Here is a 17,329-nt window from a genome sequence, read left to right on the forward strand (position 1 = left end):
CGAGCCGTTGCGGCAACCGGCCGAACCCCGCCCGCGCGCGGTCACGCGAGGCGACCGCCCGGTCGCCGAACGTCACGGTGTGCCGCTCCGGAGCGGGAACGGCCCCTCCCGGAATGATGATCGGCAGAACTCGGGGGCCCGGGGCGGCGGGTGGGGCGGGAGTCGACGCCGATCTCTCGTACAGTTTGCGCCGTGGGATCTCTGCGTAATCCGATCGGGCCGCTTCCCTCCTCCATCTACTGGCGACGGAGGGCGGTAGCGGCGACGCTGATCGCGCTGCTCGCGTTGCTGATCGTATGGGCCGTCACCTCCGGTGGCGGCAAGGGGGATCACGACGATTCCAAGGCGCCGTCCTCGGGACCCGCGCACTCCATCACGCCGGGCCCCTCGGGCACCGGCCCCGTCGTCACCGAACGGCCGGGCGGGGGCGGCGAGTCGGGCGACGGCGGCGGCAGCGGCGCGGCCGGCGGCGGGAGTTCGGCCGGCGGCGACGAGACCGACGCCCCGGCGGACGGCGAGGCGACCGACGGCAACGGCAACGCCGCCGGAACCGGGGCCGGTTCGGGAGCGGGATCGGGCGCGGGCGTCGCCGGGCAGCGCGTCCCCGCCGACTCCCCGCTGCCCGTCTGCGCCCCCACCGCCCTGCGGTTCACGCTGAAGACCGATCTGCGCTACGCGCCGGGCGACAGGCCCCGGTTCCGCCTGCTCGCCGAGAACACCACGAAGACCACCTGCAAGGCCGACTTCGGCCCCAGGGCCGCCGTCCTCACCGTCACCGAGGCGGGCGGCGACGACGAGCAGGTGTGGTCCTCCAAGGACTGCCCGCGCGACACCGCGGCGGTCCTGCTGAAGGTTCCGGCGGGGCAGACCGTCGAGTACGCCGTGGACTGGAACCGCGACAAGAGCGCCCCGAAGTGCGCGACGCCGCCGGCCGGCAAGGCCGGGCCCGGTACGTATCTGGTCGAGGCCAAGGCCCCCGGCGCCCCCGTGCAGCGCGCCTCGTTCGTCCTCGCGAAGGACTGAGCGGACCCCCTCCGGGCCGCTCGGTCCCTGGCCGGGCACGCCCTAGACGTACCGCTCCAGGATCGACGACTCGGCCAGGCGCGACAGACCCTCGCGCACGCTGCGCGCCCGTGCCTCGCCGACGCCGTCCACCGTCTGGAGGTCGTCCACGCTCGCGGCGAGCAGCTTCTGCAGTCCGCCGAAGTGCTCCACCAGCCGGTCGATGATCGCGCCGGGCAGCCGCGGCACCTTCGCCAGCAGCCGGAAACCGCGCGGCGAGACCGCCGAGTCGAGCGTCTCCGGAGAGCCGCTGTATCCCAGCGCCCGCGCCACCACCGGAAGTTCGAGCAGCTCCGTGTGGCTCAGCGCGTCCAGCTCGGTGAGCGCCTCGGCCACCGTGCGCGAGCGCTTGGCGGTCGGCTCCGGCACGTAGTCCCGGACGACCAGCTCGCGCTCGGGCTCCACTCCGGCGATCAACTCGTCGAGCTGGAGCGAGAGAAGACGGCCGTCGGTGCCCAGCTCGACCACGTACTCCGCGATCTCGGTGGCGATCCGGCGGACCATCTCCAGGCGCTGGGCCACGGCCGTCACGTCCCGGACGGTCACCAGGTCCTCGATCTCCAGCGCGGAGAGCGTCCCGGCGACCTCGTCGAGACGGAGCTTGTACCGCTCCAGCGTGGCGAGGGCCTGGTTGGCCCGGGAGAGGATCGCGCCGGACTCCTCCAGGACCCGGCGCTCCCCGTTCACGTACAGCGCGATCAGGCGCATCGACTGGGAGACCGAGACGACCGGGAAGTTGCACTGCTTGGAGACCCGGTCCGCCGTGCGGTGCCGGGTGCCGGTCTCCTCGGTGGGGATCGAGGCGTCCGGGACCAGCTGCACACCGGCGCGCAGGATCTTGGTCATGTCCTTGTCGAGGATCAGTGCCCCGTCGAGCTTGGCGAGCTCCCGCAGCCGGGTCGCCGTGAACTCCACGTCCAGCACGAAACCACCGGTGCACATCGACTCGACGGCCTTGTCCATGCCGAGGACGACCAGCCCGCCGGTGTTGCCGCGGAGAATGCGCTCCAGGCCGTCCCGCAGGGCCATTCCGGGCGCGACGGCGGACAACGAGGCGCGCATCAGCGGCTCGATCCCGGTGCCTTGGCCGGACTTTCCGGGCGATGCTGCCCGGTCGCTGGCTGCCACTGCACTCCTCCGGTCACAGGTTGCGGTGCCCTCAGGGCCTGCTGCGCCGATCCTGCCGGAACCGGACGGGAGACCCTACGTGCCTCGTGCCGTTCGTACGGACGGGCGAGACCAGGGCAAAGTCTACCGGCGCGCGTTGTCCTCCTGTGGGGCCTGTGCACGAGAGCGGCGCGGGAGGACCCTGAGCGCGTCGCCCATGTTGGCGACTTCCGTGACCTTCATACCGGCCGGGACCTTCCCCGGATCGGCCGGGACCAGCGCGTGCGTGAAGCCCAGCCGGTGCGCCTCGGCCAGCCGCCGCTGGACCCCGGTGACCCGTCTGACCTCGCCCGCGAGTCCCACCTCGCCGATCGCCACCAGGTTCTTCGGCAGCGGTGTGTCGCTGGCCGCGCTGGCCAGGGCGAGCGCGACGGCGAGGTCCGCCGCGGGCTCGGTGAGCTTCACCCCGCCGACCGTGGCGCTGTAGATGTCCCGCTTGCCCAGCGCGCTGATCCGGCCGCGCTGCTCCAGGACCGCGAGCATCATCGACACCCGGGACGTCTCCAGGCCCGAGGTGGTGCGCCGGGGCGAGGGGATCTGGGAGTCGACCGTGAGCGCCTGCACCTCGGCGACCAGGGGGCGCTTGCCCTCCAGGGTGACCGTCAGACAGGTGCCCGGGACGGGCTCGTCGCGGCGGGTGAGGAAGAGGCCCGAGGGGTCGGCGAGGCCGGTGATGCCCTCGTCGTGGAGCTCGAAGCAGCCGACCTCGTCGGTCGCCCCGTAGCGGTTCTTCACCCCGCGCACCAGGCGCAGCCGGGCGTGCCGGTCGCCCTCGAAGGAGAGCACCACGTCGACCAGGTGCTCCAGCAGCCGGGGACCGGCGATGGCGCCGTCCTTGGTGACGTGGCCGACCAGCAGCGTGGACATGCCGCGCTCCTTGGAGGCGCGGATCAGCGCCCCGGCCACCTCGCGGACCTGCGCCATCCCGCCGGGCGCCCCGTCGATCTCCGGGGACGCCACGGTCTGCACCGAGTCCAGGACGAGCAGCGAGGGCTTGACCTCGTCCAGATGGGCCAGCACCGCCGAGAGATCGGTCTCCGCCGCCAGGTACAGATGGTCGTGGATCGCCCGGATCCGGTCGGCCCGCAGCCGGACCTGGCTGGCGGACTCCTCACCCGTGACGTACAGCGTGCGGTGGTCCTCGCTCGCGGCCTTGGCGGCCACGTCGAGCAGCAGCGTGGACTTGCCGACGCCGGGCTCGCCCGCGAGCAGCACGACGGCCCCGGGCACCAGCCCGCCGCCCAGCACCCGGTCCAGCTCGCCGACCCCCGTCGAGCGGGCCGTGGCCTGCCGGCTGTCGATCTGGCCGATGGGGAGCGCGGCCGTGGAGACCCGGCCGGCCGCCGTGGTGCGCACGGCCGGGGCACCGCCGAACTCCTCGACCGTGCCCCACGCCTGGCACTCGGGGCAGCGGCCGAGCCACTTCGCGGTGGTCCAGCCGCATTCGGTGCAGCGGTAGGACGGCCGGTCCTTCGCGGATTTCGTACGGGCAGCCATGGCGCCACCGTATCGGTGGGGTCGGACAGTGCCGTCCCGCGCGGTGCCCCGCGGCGCCCGGAGCCGGGGGAGCGGGGGCGGCCGGGTCCGCCCGGTGTCCCTTGTCGACCGATACGTTCACCCGTAAGGGTTAAATGTCCGCAAGAGGTACGAGAGGGTGGTCCGCCCTGCCTACGGTCGCAAGGTGACGAGCAGCAGGCTGGAGACCCCCGCGAACACCCCCGGCGCACACCGGGCGCCGCGCCGCGCGCCCCATGCCTCGCCGAAGCGGCCGCCCGCCCGCTACGAGCCGCACCTCGACGGTCTGTTCACCTACTGCCTCTCCGTGCTCTGCGACCACGACGCCGCCACCGAGGCGCTGGGGGCCGTCCTCGCCCTGGCCGAACGGCAGGGCGGGCGGTGTCCCACGGGCGAGGAGGAGCGCAGGACCTGGCTGTACGCGCTGGCCCGCTGGATGTGCCTGCGCAGGCTCGCCGAGCGGAAGCAGGGCCGGCAGGCGCACCGCAGGCCCGACCCCGCCCGCGCGCACGGACAGCCGTCCCCGGCCGGCGACGACCACCGGGGCCCCGCCGCGCACCCGGGCCGCCGAGGACGGCGCACGGCCGCCTCCGCACGCGCCCCCAAGCCCCCGGTCACCACCCCCGCGCCCCGCTCCGCCCCCGCGTCCCCGGCCCGGTCCGAGCCCGCCGAGGCCTCCCCGGCCCGCTCCGAGCCCTCCGCCGCCCCGGCACCGTGGTCGGAGAGCCCGGCCGCCGCCGAGGCGCACCGGCGCGAGCTGGCCCGGCTGGCCTGGCCCGAGGCGGCCGGGACCACGCCCGAGCAGCGCGAGGCCCTGGAGCTAGCCGTCCGCCACCGCCTCGCCCCGCGCGCCGTCGCCGCCGTCCTCGGGCTGGAACCGGCGACCGCCCGGGAGCTCCTGGCGGCCGCCGCCTGCGAGGTCGAGCGGACCCGGGCTGCCCTCGCCGTCGCCGAGACGGGCACCTGCCCCGCGGTCGGCCGGCTCACCGGCGACCGGATGCTGCTCCTCTCCGCCCCGCTCCGCCGTGAGCTGGTCCGGCACGTGGACGACTGCCCGCGGTGCCGGCGCGCCGCCGAGCGGGCCGACGCGCGGGGGCCCTGGCCCGGTGCCGCGATCACACCCGCGGCGGCGCTGGCGGTCGTCGAGGCGCCGCGCCCCTCCGCCTATGTGGCGATGCTCCAGGCGCAGAAGCACCAGAAGAATCGGTCCGCCACACCCCGGTTCGACCGCACCGGCTTCCCCATGGACCCCAAGGACCACGCGGCGCGCCGCGACCGGCTGCGGTCCCGGGTGATGACGACGACCGTGGTCGCCACGGTGGTCGCCGCCCCCGTGATCGCGCTCTGGTCCGCCTACCGGGGCGCGCCCCTCACCGGCGAGGGCCACGAGGGCCCCGTGGTCACCGCCACCGACAACGACGAGCGCAGCACCGAGGCCCCGTACGGCCACTACGAGAACGCGGGCAACGCACGCCCCCAGAAGAGCCGCCCCTTCACGGACGGCGACGGCCTCCCCGAGGTCTCCGCGGAGGTCATCGGCGCGGAAACGGCCCCGGACGGGGACGGCCGGGAGCGGCGCACCGGCCGGCTCACCGTCGAGGCCCGCTCCTCCGGCGGCACGACCACGCTCACGCTCACCGCCTCCGCGTCCGGCCCGGTCGCCTGGACCGCCGGCACGGCCCAGTCCTGGCTGCGGCTGAGCGCCACCTCGGGCCGGCTCGCCCCGGGCGCGTCCACCACGGTCCGGGTCCTGGTGGACCACGCCCGCGAACCCGCGGGGTACTGGACGGCCAGGATCGCCGTCGCCCCCTCCGGAGCGGTCGTCGCCCTGCACGGCTACGGGGGCGCGCGCCCGTCCGTCCCCCCGCCGTCCCCGAGCGGACCGTCCCGCCCGCACCCGCCCGCACCGCAGGAGCCGTCCCCGTCGTCGCCGGACCCGGATCCGACGCCCACTCCGACGCCGACCCCCGACCCGACGGGCAGCACCCCGCCGCCCACGGACCCGGACTCGCCCAGCCCCTCGCCGGACCCGACGGGCCCGCCGTCGACCTCGGAGCCGGGGAAGGGCGGCCCCGGCACCCCGCCCCGGGCCGACTAGGCCCTGTCGGGCCCTACGCCGGATCCGCCGGGTGCGGGGCCATCGGCAGCAGGGCGGAGAGCCGTTCCTCGCAGAGTTCGGCCAGCCGCTCGTACGCCTCCTTGCCCATCAGCTCCGTCAGCTCGGGCCGGTAGGAGACGTAGACCGGCTCACCGGCGCCGTGCGCCGATGTCGCCGAGGTGCACCACCAGTGCAGATCGTGGCCGCCCGGACCCCAGCCCCGGCGGTCGTACTCACCGATCGACACCTGGAGCACCCGGGTGTCGTCGGGCCGGTCGATCCAGTCGTACGTGCGCCGGACCGGCAGCTGCCAGCAGACGTCCGGCTTGGTCTCCAGCGGCTCGCGGCCCTCGCGCAGCGCCAGGATGTGCAGGGAACAGCCGGCGCCCGCGGCGAAGCCGGGACGGTTCTGGAAGATGCAGGAGCCCTGCCAGCGCCGCGTCTGGCGCTCCCCGTCCTCGTCGGTCTGGATCCACCCGGACTCGCTGCCCACGTCGTGGAACTGCCACAGCTCGGGGGTGAGGCGCGCGACGTGCCCGGCGACCCGCTTCTCGTCGTCCTCGTCCGAGAAATGGGCGCCCAGGGTGCAGCAGCCGTCGTCCGCGCGCCCCGCCTGGATGCCCTGGCAGCCGCTGCCGAAGATGCACGTCCACCTGGACGTCAGCCAGGTCAGATCGCAGCGGAAGACCTGCTCGTCGTCGGCCGGGTCGGGGAACTCCACCCAGGCCCGCGCGAAGTCGATGCCCTTCTCGTCGGGCTCCTCCGTCCGCACCGGCGGGGTGGCCCGCCCGGTCGTCTGCTTCTTCGTGGCTTTGCCCGGCTTCGCCTTTTTCGTCTTTGGCACGGGCCCAGAGTAAGGCGCACCGGCGCATGCGTGCGGATGCGTGCGCCGGTCCGGACCGGCCGGGGGCCGCAGTAGCGTTCTTCGTATGAGACTCGGAGTCCTCGACGTGGGGTCGAACACGGTTCATCTGCTGGTGGTCGACGCGCACCCCGGCGCCCGGCCGCTGCCCGCGCACTCGCACAAGGCGGAACTGCGCCTGGCCGAACTGCTCGACGACGACGGCGCGATCGGCCCGGTCGGCGTGGACCGGCTGGTGGCGACGGTCGCCGAGGCGCTCCAGGCGGCCGAGGACAAGGGCTGCGAGGACGTGCTGGCGTTCGCCACCTCGGCGGTGCGCGAGGCGAGCAACGCCGACCGGGTGCTGGCCCGGGTCCGCGAGGAGACGGGCGTGGACCTGGCCGTCCTCAGCGGCAGCGAGGAGGCCCGGCTGACCTTCCTCGCCGCCCGCCGCTGGTTCGGCTGGTCGGCGGGGCGGCTGCTGGTCCTGGACATCGGCGGCGGTTCGCTGGAGATCGCGTACGGCATGGACGAGGAGCCGGACGCCGCGGTGTCGCTGCCGCTCGGCGCCGGCCGCCTCACGGCCGGCTGGCTGCCCGGCGACCCGCCGGACCCGGCGGAGGTCAGGGCGCTGCGCCGGCACGTGCGGGCCCGGATCGCCCGCAGCGTCGGCGAGTTCACCCGCTTCGGCCGCCCCGACCACGTGGTGGCCACCTCCAAGACCTTCAAGCAGCTCGCCAGGATCGCGGGCGCCGCCCGCTCCACGGAGGGGCTGTACGTGCAGCGCACCCTCGGCCGCCGGGCGCTGGAGGAATGGGTGCCGAAGCTCGCCGCGATGACGGCCGAGGAGCGCGGCACCCTGCCCGGCGTCTCCGAGGGCCGCGCGGCCCAGGTGCTCGCGGGCGCGCTGGTCGCGGAGGGGGCGATGGACCTGCTCGGCGTCGAGGAGCTGGAGATCTGCCCCTGGGCGCTGCGCGAGGGCGTCATCCTGCGCCGTCTGGACCATCTGACGTCCCGGGAGGACGCGGCCCTGACCTGAGCCGGGTCCGGCCGCGCCCGGCCGCCCGGATCCATGGCCCTTCTCACTTTCCGTCCCGCTCCCTCGGCGGCGCGCACCGCTGCCCGTACGCTGTCTGCGTGGCAGAACCAGTGGTGCGCATCCCGGATGCGAAGGTCGCCCTGTCGACGGCCTCGGTCTATCCGGAGTCGACGGCGACGGCCTTCGAGATCGCCGCGCGCCTGGGATACGACGGCGTCGAGGTCATGGTGTGGACCGATCCGGTCAGCCAGGACATCGAGGCGCTGCGCCGCCTCTCGGACTACCACGGGGTGCCGATACTGGCGGTCCACGCCCCGTGCCTCCTCATCACCCAGCGCGTCTGGTCCACCGACCCCTGGGTCAAGCTCCAGCGGGCCCGCGCCGCGGCGGAGAAGCTCGGCGCCTCGACCGTCGTCGTCCACCCCCCGTTCCGGTGGCAGCGCACCTACGCCCGCGACTTCGTCCGCGGCATCTGGCGGATGGCGGACGAGACCGATGTGCGGTTCGCCGTCGAGAACATGTACCCGTGGCGCTACCGGGACCGCGAGATGCTCGCGTACGCCCCCGACTGGGACGTCACCAACGACGACTACCGCCACTTCACCGTCGACCTCTCGCACACCGCGACCGCGCGGACGGACGGCATGGGCATGGTCGACCGGATGGGCGACCGGCTCGCCCATGTGCACCTGGCCGACGGCAAGGGCTCCAACAAGGACGAGCACCTGGTGCCCGGCCGGGGCGACCAGCCCTGCGCCGCCCTGCTGGAGCGGCTGGCCCGGACCGGTTTCGACGGCCATGTGGTCATCGAGGTCAACACCCGGCGGGCGATGTCCTCCGCCGAACGCGAGGCCGATCTCGCCGAGGCGCTGGCCTTCACCCGGCTCCACCTCGCCTCCTCCGCGCGGGCGCCCCGCCCATGACCCCGGACGACGGCACCCCGGGCCCCCGGCGCCGGGGCCGCCCGGCCCGCGCCGACGCCGGACCCGGCCCGGACGCGCGCACCCGGATCCTCGACGCGGCCCGCGCCGAGTTCGCCGAGCGCGGCTACGACCGGACCTCGGTGCGCGGCATCGCCAAGGCGGCCGGGGTGGACCCGGCCCTGGTCCACCACTACTTCGGCACCAAGGACGAGGTCTTCGCCGCCGCCATCGAGGTCTCCTTCGAACCGGTCCTGGACATCGCGGAACTCTTCGGCGAGGGCGGCGCGGACGTGGGGGAGCGGCTGGCCCGCTACTTCATCGGGATCTGGGAGAACCCCGTGACCCGCGTCCCGCTGCTGGCGGTCATCCGCTCGGCGCTCACCCACGAGGCCGCCGCCGACGTGCTGCGGGCCTTCGTGCTGAGGCGGCTGCTGGAGCGGATCGCGGAGCGGCTGGACGTACCCGATCCGACCTTCCGCGCGGAGCTGGCCGCCTCGCACATGGTGGGCATCGTGATATTGCGGTACGTGGTGCGCGCCGAACCGCTGGCGTCGGCGGATCCGGAACGGATCATCGCGATGGTGGCCCCCACGCTCCGGCGCTATCTGACCGAGCGCTGACCGTACCCCCGCGCCCTCGCGCGGCGCTCACGGACCGAGCAGCCCGTCCCGCATTTCGGACACCGTGTCCAGATCTTGGCACCGGAGGCGTACGCTCGGAGACAGTCTTTTCTGTCTAAGGAGCGAGCGACGATGCCCGAGCTGAGGTCCCGCACGGTCACCCACGGACGCAACATGGCGGGCGCCCGCGCCCTTATGCGGGCCTCGGGCGTAGCGAGCGAGGACATCGGCAAGCCGATCATCGCCGTCGCCAACTCCTTCACCGAGTTCGTCCCCGGCCACACCCACCTCGCGCCGGTCGGCCGGATCGTCTCCGAGGCGATCAAGGCGGCGGGCGCGGTGCCCCGCGAGTTCAACACCATCGCGGTGGACGACGGCATCGCGATGGGCCACGGCGGCATGCTCTACAGCCTGCCCTCCCGCGACCTGATCGCGGACAGCGTCGAGTACATGGTCGAGGCGCACTGCGCCGACGCGCTGATCTGCATCTCGAACTGCGACAAGATCACCCCCGGCATGCTGATGGCCGCGATGCGCCTCAACATCCCGACGGTCTTCGTCTCCGGCGGCCCGATGGAGGCCGGCAAGGCCACCCTCGTCGACGGCACGGTCCGCAAGCTCGACCTGATCAACGCGATCAGCGACGCCGTCGACGAGAACGTCTCCGACGAGGACATCCTCCGCATCGAGGAGAACGCCTGCCCCACCTGCGGCAGCTGTTCCGGCATGTTCACGGCCAACTCGATGAACTGCCTGACCGAGGCCCTCGGCCTCTCCCTCCCCGGCAACGGCTCGGTGCTCGCCACGCACACCGCCCGCAAGGCGCTGTACGAGGAGGCCGGCCGCACGGTCGTCGACATCACCCGGCGCTACTACGAGCAGGACGACGCCACGGTCCTGCCGCGCGCCATCGGCACCCGCGCCGCCTTCGAGAACGCGATGGCGCTGGACATCGCGATGGGCGGCTCCACCAACACGATCCTCCACCTGCTGGCCGCCGCCCAGGAGGCGGAGCTGGACTACGACCTCTCGGACATCGACGCCGTCTCGCGCCGCGTCCCGTGCCTGTCGAAGGTCGCCCCCAACGTCGCGCCCGGCGGGACGTACTACATGGAGGACGTCCACCGGGCCGGCGGCATCCCCGCCATCCTCGGTGAGCTGCACCGGGGCGGTCTGCTCAACGAGGACGTGCACGCGGTGCACTCCGACACCCTCGCCGAGTGGCTGAAGGACTGGGACGTGCGCGGCGGCTCCCCGTCGCCCGAGGCCGTCGAGCTGTGGCACGCGGCCCCCGGCTGCGTCCGCTCCGCGACCGCCTTCTCGCAGTCCGAGCGCTGGGACACCCTCGACGTGGACGCGGCCGGCGGCTGCATCCGCGACGTGGCCCACGCGTACTCCAAGGACGGCGGCCTCGCGGTCCTCAAGGGCAACATCGCCGAGGACGGCTGCGTCGTGAAGACGGCCGGCGTCGACGAGTCGATCTGGACCTTCGAGGGCCCGGCGGTCGTCTGCGAGTCGCAGGAGGAGGCCGTCGACAAGATCCTCCGCAAGGAGATCAAGGAGGGCGACGTCGTCGTCATCCGCTACGAGGGCCCGCGCGGCGGACCCGGCATGCAGGAGATGCTCTACCCGACCTCGTTCCTCAAGGGCCGGGGCCTCGGCAAGAGCTGCGCCCTGATCACGGACGGCCGCTTCTCCGGCGGCACCTCGGGCCTGTCCATCGGCCACGCCTCGCCCGAGGCGGCCTCCGGCGGCACGATCGCGCTCGTCGAGGACGGCGACCGCATCCGGATCGACATCCCGAACCGCTCGATCGACCTCCTGGTCGGCGACGAGGAGCTGGCCGGCCGCCGCGCCGCGCTGAACGGGGTGTACGCGCCGAAGGGCCGCGAGCGCAAGGTCTCGGCCGCGCTGCGCGCCTACGCCGCCATGGCGACGAGCGCGGACCGGGGCGCCGTGCGCGACGTCTCCAAGCTGGGCTGACCCCTGGTTCCGTCCCGCGGGGACGCCGTATCCGGCCCCTCCGGCCCCGCGCCGGAGGGGCCGGACGCACGTCCGGCACCCCGGCGCCTGGGATAATCGGTCCCGTGAGCGAGAACAGCGACACCCCCGACGGCAACGCCCCCGGCCGCGAGGCCCCCGCCGGTGCCCCCGCGACCGCCCCGGGCCCGCAGCCGGAGCCGATCCGCTTCTTCGGCACCACCTGGGTCGCCCACGACGGGAACTACGGGCTGCGCCGCGTCGGAGCGGCCGTCGGTTCGCTGGCCGCCGCCGTCGCCTCCTGCTTCGTGCTCCGCTTCGCGTACCAGGGCCTTCAGGTCGCCGACATCGGCGGCTTCGTCGGCATGCTGGTCGTGCTGATGTTCGCCGTCTGCAGCGCCATCGCCTTCCGCAAGACCTGGGAGGGCTTCAGCCGCCGCCCGGCCGACGCCGCCCGCGAGGACAGCCTGCGCGGCCTCAAGACCATCGGCTTCGTCGGTTCGCTGCTCGCCTACTTCTTCCGTACGTTCTCCGAGGCGCCCGGCGAGAAGCTCCACCGCGAGGAGTACGAGGCCGCCCAGGCCCGCTTCGCCAAGCGCCGCGCGTCCCGCACCGGCAACCCGGCGGCCCGCAAGAACCCCAAGCCGAAGAAGCCCCGCCGCAAGTAGCACCGGACCGGGGACGGGGACGGAGACGGACCTGGACCCGGACCCCGAGCCGAATCCGGAGCCGAACCCGGCCCCGGGCCCGCGCCCGCAGCTCCCGGCCCGTACGCCCCGGGGTCCACGATGGCCCCATGACCGCATCCCGCCCGCAGGACCCCGCCGCCCTCGTCGCCGCCCGTGCCCGCTCGTTCGACCGGGCCGCCGCCCAGTACGCCGCGGCCCGCCCCGATTATCCGTCCGCGCTGTTCACCGCCGTCGTGGAACTGTCCGGCCGCCCGCTGCGCGGTGCCCGCGTCCTCGACATCGGCGCGGGCACCGGCATCTCCACCCGGCTGCTCGACGACCGGGGCGCCCGCGTCGTCGCGGTGGAGCCCGGCCCCGGCATGGCCGCCGAACTGCACCGGCAGCTGCCGCACGTCCCCCTCGTCCGGGCCGACGGCAACCGCCTCCCCTTCGCCGCGGAGACCGCCGACCTCATCACGTACGCCCAGTCCTGGCACTGGACCGATCCCGCGCTCGCCGCCGCCGAGGCCCGCCGCGTCCTGCGCCCCGGCGGCGCGCTCGCCCTGTGGTGGAACGTCGCGGACCGGGAGACGCCGTGGCTCGCGGACCAGGACGCCCGGCTGCGCCGCTTCTTCCTGGAGGAGGCGGGGGCCCGGGACACCAGCGCGCAGGGTTCGGCCGTGGAGCTGCGCGATCTGCCGGACGCGTTCGGCTTCGCGCACCGCCGCATCCCGTGGACCCGCCGGGTCCCGCTGGACACCCACCTCGCCAACCTCGGCAGCCACTCCGCCTTCCTGGTCATCGACGCGGAACCGGCCGGACGCTTCCTCGCCGAGGAGCGCGCCCGTCTCGCCGCGCTCTTCCCGGACGGCACGGTCGAGGAGCGGTACGTCGTCGACCTGAAGGTCGCCCTGCGCTGAGCGCCCGCCCCGTACGTCCCGACACGGCCCCGCCGTTGCGCGCTCCCTTGACGGCGGGGCCGTGCCGGGATCAAAATTCATCACATGATGAATTCTTCGGGCGTCGCCATCGAGGCCCGTGGCCTCACCGTCGTACGAGGCAGCCGCACCGTCCTCAAGGGACTCGACTTCACCGTCGAACCCGGCAGGATCACCGGACTCCTCGGCCCCTCCGGCTGCGGCAAATCCACTCTGATGCGTGCCGTCGTCGGCACCCAGGCCAAGGTCACCGGCACCCTGGACGTCCTGGGCAGCCCGGCCGGCCACCCCTCCCTGCGCCCCCGCATCGGCTATGTGACGCAGGCCCCCTCCGTCTACACCGACCTCACCGTCCGCCAGAACCTGGACTACTTCGCGGCGGTCCTCCGGCCCGGCCGCCGCCACCGCGACGAACGGCGGGACGCCGTCACCCGCGCCATCACCGAGGTCGACCTGACCAGCCACGCCGACGCCCTGGCCGGGGCGCTCTCCGGCGGCCAGCGCACCCGCGTCTCCCTCGCCGTCGCACTGCTCGGCACCCCCGAACTGCTCGTCCTCGACGAGCCCACCGTCGGCCTCGACCCCGTCCTCAGGCGCGACCTCTGGAACCTCTTCCACACCCTCGCCGCCGACCGGGGCACCACCCTGCTCATCTCCTCGCACGTCATGGACGAGGCCGAGCGCTGCCACCGGCTGCTCCTCATGCGCGAGGGCGAGATCCTCGCCGACGACACCCCCGAGGCCCTGCGCACCGACGCCGGCACCGCCACCGTCGAAGAAGCCTTCCTCCACCTGGTCGACGCGGCCGCCACCCGTCAGGAGAACGCCCGATGAGCACCACGACCGCCACCCCGCCCGCCGCCACCCCGCCGATCGGCCCGGCCCGCACCCTCGCCACCGCCGGCCGCGTCCTGCGCCAGCTCACCCACGACCCGCGCACGATCGCGCTGCTCCTGCTCATCCCGGTCGTGCTGATCACCCTGCTGCGGTACGTCTTCGACGGCTCCCCGCAGACCTTCGACTCCATCGGGGCCTCGCTCCTCGGGATCTTCCCGCTGATCACGATGTTCCTGGTGACCTCCATCGCCACCCTGCGCGAACGCACCTCCGGCACCCTGGAACGGCTCCTCGCCATGCCCCTGGGCAAGGGCGACCTCATCGCCGGCTACGCACTCGCCTTCGGCGCCGTCGCCGTCGTCCAGTCGCTGCTGGCCACCGGTCTCTCCGTCTGGGCCCTCGGCCTGGACGTCACCGGATCGCCGTGGCTGCTCCTCCTGGTCGCCGTCCTCGACGCCCTCCTCGGCACCGCGCTCGGCCTCTTCGTCTCCGCCTTCGCCGCGTCCGAGTTCCAGGCCGTCCAGTTCATGCCGGCCGTGATCTTCCCGCAGCTCCTGCTCTGCGGACTGTTCATCCCCCGCGACCAGATGGCCCCCGTCCTCGAAGCCGTCTCCGACGTCCTGCCCATGTCGTACGCCGTCGACGGCATGAACGAGGTCCTCCACCACGCCGACGTCACCGGCGCCTTCGTCCGCGACGTGGGCATCGTGGCGGGCTGCGCCCTCGTCGTCCTCGCCCTCGGAGCCGTCACCCTCCGCCGCCGCACCACCTGACGGGCCGGTGCGAGGATGACCGGGACGCGTACGGAGCCCCGTGCACAGCGAGCACCGCCCGGAGGGTGAACGGCATGACCCAGACAGTTGCAGTCCTCGGCACCGGCAAGATCGGCGAGGCCCTGCTCAGCGGCATGATCCGGGCGGGCTGGCGCCCGGCCGACCTCCTGGTGACCACCCGCCGCTCCGAACGCGCCGCCGAGCTGGGGGACCGCTACGGGGTCGACTCGGTCACCAACGCCGAGGCCGCGAAGCGCGCGGACATCCTCATCCTCGCGGTCAAGCCCCAGGACATGGGCCGGCTCCTCGACGAACTCGCCCCGCACCTCACCGCCGACCGCCTCGTCATCAGCGCCGCCGCCGGCATCACGACCGCCTTCATCGAGGACCGCCTCGCCACCGGCACCCCGGTCGTCCGGGTCATGCCGAACACCCCCGTCCTGGTCGACGAGGGCATGTCCGTCATCTCCGGAGGCAGCCACGCCACCCCCGGCCATCTGAGCTCCGCCGAGACGATCTTCGGCGGGGTCGGCAAGACCCTGCGCGTGCCCGAGTCCCAGCAGGACGCGGCCACCGCCCTCTCCGGCTCCGGCCCCGCCTACTTCTACTTCCTCGTCGAGGCCATGACCGACGCAGGCATCCTCCTCGGCCTGCCCCGCGCCCAGGCCCACGACCTCATCGTCCAGGCCGCCATCGGCGCCGCCGTGATGCTCCGCGACAGCGGCGAACACCCGGTCAAGCTCCGCGAGGCCGTCACCAGCCCGGCCGGCACCACCATCAGCGCCATCCGCGAACTGGAGAACCACGGCGTGCGCGCCGCCCTCATCGCCGCCCTGGAGGCCGCCCGCGACCGCAGCCGCGAACTGGCCTCCGGCAACGGCTGACCCCTTCCAGGACCCGCCCCTACCGCGCGGCCCCGATCAGCTCCGCGCTGCGCACCACCGTCGCGAACCCACCGCCGTGCAGCGACACGGCGGTGGCCCGCGCCACCTCGTCCGCCGCCAGCGTCCAGCCCCACGGCCCGGTCAGATCGAAGGTGTACGTGGCGTCCAGCGGCACGAACACCTCGTACCCGAGGTTCCCCGCCATCCGGGCCGTCGTCTCGACGCACATGTTCGTCTGGATTCCGGCCACCACGATCTGCCGCACCCCCGCCGCGTCCAGCCACGCCCGCAGATCCGGCGACCCGTAGAACGCCGAGTTCACGCTCTTCGTCACCAGCAGCTCGGCCCCGGCGCCCCGGCCCCGCCGCTCCTCCACATACGGCTTGAAGTCATTGCCCCCGTATCCCGCCCGCAACGGCGACCCGGGCTTGGGCGAGTCATGCCGTACGAAGACGACCGGCCGCCCGCTCTCCTGCCAGGCGTCGATCAGCCCGGCGATGTTGTCATCGGCACCGGGGTTGTTCCGCGGCCCCCAGAACGCCTCCTCCTCGAAGCCCACCTGCACGTCCACCACGACCAGCGCTGCGTTCCCTGCGATCTCCATGACCACGATCCTGCCGTCCGCGCCCACGCCGTCCCAGAGGTCGAAAAGCCATCGACCGATGCTTTACTGCCAGCATGGACGCGACCGGACAGCCCCGCCCCGCCCCCTTCCGCATCGCCCTCGTCGCGTTCCCCGGCATCCGCGCCTTCGACGTCTCGGTCATCACGGAGGTCTGGGGCGTGGACCGTACGGACCGGGGCGTGCCCCCCTTCGTCCTGCGCCGCACGGCGGCCGGCGACGCCCCGATCCCGCTGCGCGGAGGCCTCGCGCTCACCCCGGACCGCACCCTGACCTGGCTGGCCCGCGCCGACCTGATCGTCGTCCCCGGCCTCGACGACCATGTGACCCCCGCCCCGGACCCCGTCCTCGAAGCACTGCGCCGGGCCCATGGCCGGGCCACCCCGATCGCCGCCCTCTGCGGGGGCGCCTTCACCCTCGCCCAGGCCGGACTCCTCGACGGCCGCCGCGCGGTCACCCACTGGAACCTCACCCGGCTCCTGCGCACCCGCCACCCCGGGGTGACCGTGGTCCCGGACGCCCTCTTCGTCCACGACGACAACCTCTGGACCTCGGCGGGCACCGCGGCCGGCATCGACCTGTGCCTGCATCTCGTACGGACGCACCAGGGCGCGGAGACCGCGGCGACGATCGCCCGCTCGATGGTGACCGCTCCGTTCCGCACCGGCACCCAGGCCCAGTTCATCGAGCACCCCACCCCGCAGACCGACCGTGACGCCGACACCCTCGCCGCCGTACGGGCCCACGCCCTGACCCGTCTGGACCAACCGCACACCGTCGCCGAGCTGGCCGCCCTCGCCGGAATGTCCCCGCGCTCCTTCGCCCGCCACTTCCAGGCCACCACCGGCACCACACCCCTGCGCTGGCTCATCACCCAGCGCGTCGCCGCAGCTCAGAAGCTCCTTGAGCGCACCGACCTCCCCCTGCCCGAGATCGCCCGGCGCACCGGCTTCGGCAGCGAGATCACCATGCGCCAGCACTTCGCCACCCACCTGGCGACCAGCCCGCGCGACTACCGCCTCGCCTTTCACCGCAGTGCGCCCAGGCCGGGGGTTGACACGCCCCCCTCGCATCCGTAGTGTGCTCCGAGTTGTCCGACGTGAGCGCCGACTCCGGTCGGTCCCCGGACAGCCATTCCGCAGTAACCACACGAGCACGCGACACCTGTCGCAGGCTTTTCTGTGCGCGCCCGCGGAATGAGGAATCCGCGTTCGAAGGAACGTGACCCCGATTAGCGTTGGGGCCGGTGATTCGCTAATGTCTCACTCGTCGGAAGGGCCCAACGGCCCGGAGGACAAACCCCGCTGACTGGGAATCAGGCCCGAAAGGATCTGATAGAGTCGGACTCGCCGGAAAGGGAAA

The 17,329-nt window shown here is 73.7% G+C and carries 16 protein-coding genes; 12 read left to right on the forward strand and 4 right to left on the reverse strand.

The genetic code is table 11. From position 1 onward, the window contains the following. Positions 1-192: 192 nt before the first annotated feature. On the forward strand, positions 193-1,023 hold the full coding sequence (locus ACZ4FH_RS34350) for a hypothetical protein (protein WP_467309680.1): 831 nt from the start codon (positions 193-195) through the stop codon (positions 1,021-1,023). 42 nt (positions 1,024-1,065) lie between these two features. On the opposite strand, the gene disA is transcribed toward ACZ4FH_RS34350, so the two are convergent. Both disA and radA read right to left on the reverse strand, forming a co-directional pair. Continuing rightward, entirely contained in the window at positions 1,066-2,190 is a 1,125-nt protein-coding gene (disA, locus tag ACZ4FH_RS34355; protein ID WP_383648771.1) for a DNA integrity scanning diadenylate cyclase DisA, read from the reverse strand. Between the two features lie 123 nt (positions 2,191-2,313). Then, positions 2,314-3,726 (reverse strand): DNA repair protein RadA, encoded by a 1,413-nt coding sequence (gene radA, locus ACZ4FH_RS34360; RefSeq protein WP_383648774.1) that lies wholly within the window; start codon positions 3,724-3,726, stop codon positions 2,314-2,316. Between the two features lie 184 nt (positions 3,727-3,910). Between radA and ACZ4FH_RS34365 the strand changes: the two genes are divergently transcribed. Continuing rightward, positions 3,911-5,842, forward strand: a complete 1,932-nt coding sequence (locus ACZ4FH_RS34365) for a BACON domain-containing protein (RefSeq protein WP_467309681.1) — start codon at positions 3,911-3,913, stop codon at positions 5,840-5,842. 13 nt (positions 5,843-5,855) lie between these two features. Here ACZ4FH_RS34365 and ACZ4FH_RS34370 read toward each other — a convergent pair whose 3' ends face one another. Then, the gene (locus ACZ4FH_RS34370) at positions 5,856-6,686 is read right to left on the reverse strand and encodes a DUF3109 family protein (RefSeq protein ID WP_467309682.1); all 831 of its coding nucleotides are present in this window, start codon (positions 6,684-6,686) and stop codon (positions 5,856-5,858) included. A gap of 85 nt (positions 6,687-6,771) precedes the next feature. Between ACZ4FH_RS34370 and ACZ4FH_RS34375 the strand changes: the two genes are divergently transcribed. The 9 genes from ACZ4FH_RS34375 to proC all read left to right on the forward strand — a co-directional run bounded on the left by ACZ4FH_RS34375 (position 6,772) and on the right by proC (position 15,345). Then, positions 6,772-7,722 carry a Ppx/GppA family phosphatase gene (locus tag ACZ4FH_RS34375; RefSeq protein WP_467309683.1) on the forward strand — a complete coding sequence of 317 codons (951 nt, stop codon included), beginning with the start codon at positions 6,772-6,774 and terminating at the stop codon, positions 7,720-7,722. 110 nt (positions 7,723-7,832) lie between these two features. Further along, complete coding sequence (locus ACZ4FH_RS34380) at positions 7,833-8,645, forward strand: sugar phosphate isomerase/epimerase family protein (RefSeq protein ID WP_467309693.1); 813 nt, start codon at positions 7,833-7,835, stop codon at positions 8,643-8,645. Continuing rightward, positions 8,642-9,265, forward strand: a complete 624-nt coding sequence (locus tag ACZ4FH_RS34385; protein WP_383648788.1) for a TetR/AcrR family transcriptional regulator — start codon at positions 8,642-8,644, stop codon at positions 9,263-9,265. Before ACZ4FH_RS34380 ends, ACZ4FH_RS34385 begins: the two co-directional genes overlap by 4 nt. A 132-nt stretch (positions 9,266-9,397) precedes the next feature. Next, a complete protein-coding gene (ilvD, locus tag ACZ4FH_RS34390; protein ID WP_467309684.1) occupies positions 9,398-11,248 on the forward strand; it encodes a dihydroxy-acid dehydratase in 1,851 nt (616 codons plus the stop codon). Positions 11,249-11,352: 104 nt separating this feature from the next. Next, positions 11,353-11,913 (forward strand): hypothetical protein, encoded by a 561-nt coding sequence (locus ACZ4FH_RS34395; RefSeq protein WP_467309685.1) that lies wholly within the window; start codon positions 11,353-11,355, stop codon positions 11,911-11,913. A 128-nt stretch (positions 11,914-12,041) separates the two neighbouring features. Beyond that, the gene (locus ACZ4FH_RS34400; RefSeq protein ID WP_467309686.1) at positions 12,042-12,833 is read left to right on the forward strand and encodes a class I SAM-dependent methyltransferase; all 792 of its coding nucleotides are present in this window, start codon (positions 12,042-12,044) and stop codon (positions 12,831-12,833) included. An 84-nt stretch (positions 12,834-12,917) separates the two neighbouring features. Next, the gene (locus ACZ4FH_RS34405; RefSeq protein ID WP_383648801.1) at positions 12,918-13,685 is read left to right on the forward strand and encodes an ABC transporter ATP-binding protein; all 768 of its coding nucleotides are present in this window, start codon (positions 12,918-12,920) and stop codon (positions 13,683-13,685) included. Then, positions 13,682-14,461 carry an ABC transporter permease gene (locus tag ACZ4FH_RS34410; protein ID WP_467309687.1) on the forward strand — a complete coding sequence of 260 codons (780 nt, stop codon included), beginning with the start codon at positions 13,682-13,684 and terminating at the stop codon, positions 14,459-14,461. Before ACZ4FH_RS34405 ends, ACZ4FH_RS34410 begins: the two co-directional genes overlap by 4 nt. A 74-nt stretch (positions 14,462-14,535) precedes the next feature. Beyond that, positions 14,536-15,345, forward strand: coding sequence for a pyrroline-5-carboxylate reductase (gene proC, locus ACZ4FH_RS34415; RefSeq protein ID WP_467309688.1), 810 nt, complete (start codon positions 14,536-14,538; stop codon positions 15,343-15,345). Positions 15,346-15,364: 19 nt separating this feature from the next. On the opposite strand, the gene ACZ4FH_RS34420 is transcribed toward proC, so the two are convergent. Then, positions 15,365-15,949, reverse strand: coding sequence for a cysteine hydrolase family protein (locus tag ACZ4FH_RS34420; RefSeq protein WP_467309689.1), 585 nt, complete (start codon positions 15,947-15,949; stop codon positions 15,365-15,367). Positions 15,950-16,023: 74 nt separating this feature from the next. On the opposite strand from ACZ4FH_RS34420, the gene ACZ4FH_RS34425 reads away from it, so the two are divergent. Beyond that, positions 16,024-17,046 carry a GlxA family transcriptional regulator gene (locus ACZ4FH_RS34425; protein ID WP_467309690.1) on the forward strand — a complete coding sequence of 341 codons (1,023 nt, stop codon included), beginning with the start codon at positions 16,024-16,026 and terminating at the stop codon, positions 17,044-17,046. The last annotated feature ends 283 nt before the right edge of the window (positions 17,047-17,329 follow it).

The sequence above is a fragment of the Streptomyces sp. NPDC024555 genome (genome assembly GCF_055559335.1).

What these genes read in the sequence shown, in the direction of transcription:
- proC (WP_467309688.1), top strand. Translation starts at nt 14,536, where the DNA reads ATGACCCAGACAGTTGCAGTCCTCGGCACCGGCAAGATCGGCGAGGCC.
- ACZ4FH_RS34420 (WP_467309689.1), bottom strand. Translation starts at nt 15,949, where the DNA reads ATGGAGATCGCAGGGAACGCAGCGCTGGTCGTGGTGGACGTGCAGGTG.
- ACZ4FH_RS34425 (WP_467309690.1), top strand. Translation starts at nt 16,024, where the DNA reads ATGGACGCGACCGGACAGCCCCGCCCCGCCCCCTTCCGCATCGCCCTC.
- ACZ4FH_RS34385 (WP_383648788.1), top strand. Translation starts at nt 8,642, where the DNA reads ATGACCCCGGACGACGGCACCCCGGGCCCCCGGCGCCGGGGCCGCCCG.
- radA (WP_383648774.1), bottom strand. Translation starts at nt 3,726, where the DNA reads ATGGCTGCCCGTACGAAATCCGCGAAGGACCGGCCGTCCTACCGCTGC.
- ACZ4FH_RS34375 (WP_467309683.1), top strand. Translation starts at nt 6,772, where the DNA reads ATGAGACTCGGAGTCCTCGACGTGGGGTCGAACACGGTTCATCTGCTG.
- ACZ4FH_RS34405 (WP_383648801.1), top strand. Translation starts at nt 12,918, where the DNA reads ATGATGAATTCTTCGGGCGTCGCCATCGAGGCCCGTGGCCTCACCGTC.
- ACZ4FH_RS34400 (WP_467309686.1), top strand. Translation starts at nt 12,042, where the DNA reads ATGACCGCATCCCGCCCGCAGGACCCCGCCGCCCTCGTCGCCGCCCGT.
- ilvD (WP_467309684.1), top strand. Translation starts at nt 9,398, where the DNA reads ATGCCCGAGCTGAGGTCCCGCACGGTCACCCACGGACGCAACATGGCG.
- ACZ4FH_RS34410 (WP_467309687.1), top strand. Translation starts at nt 13,682, where the DNA reads ATGAGCACCACGACCGCCACCCCGCCCGCCGCCACCCCGCCGATCGGC.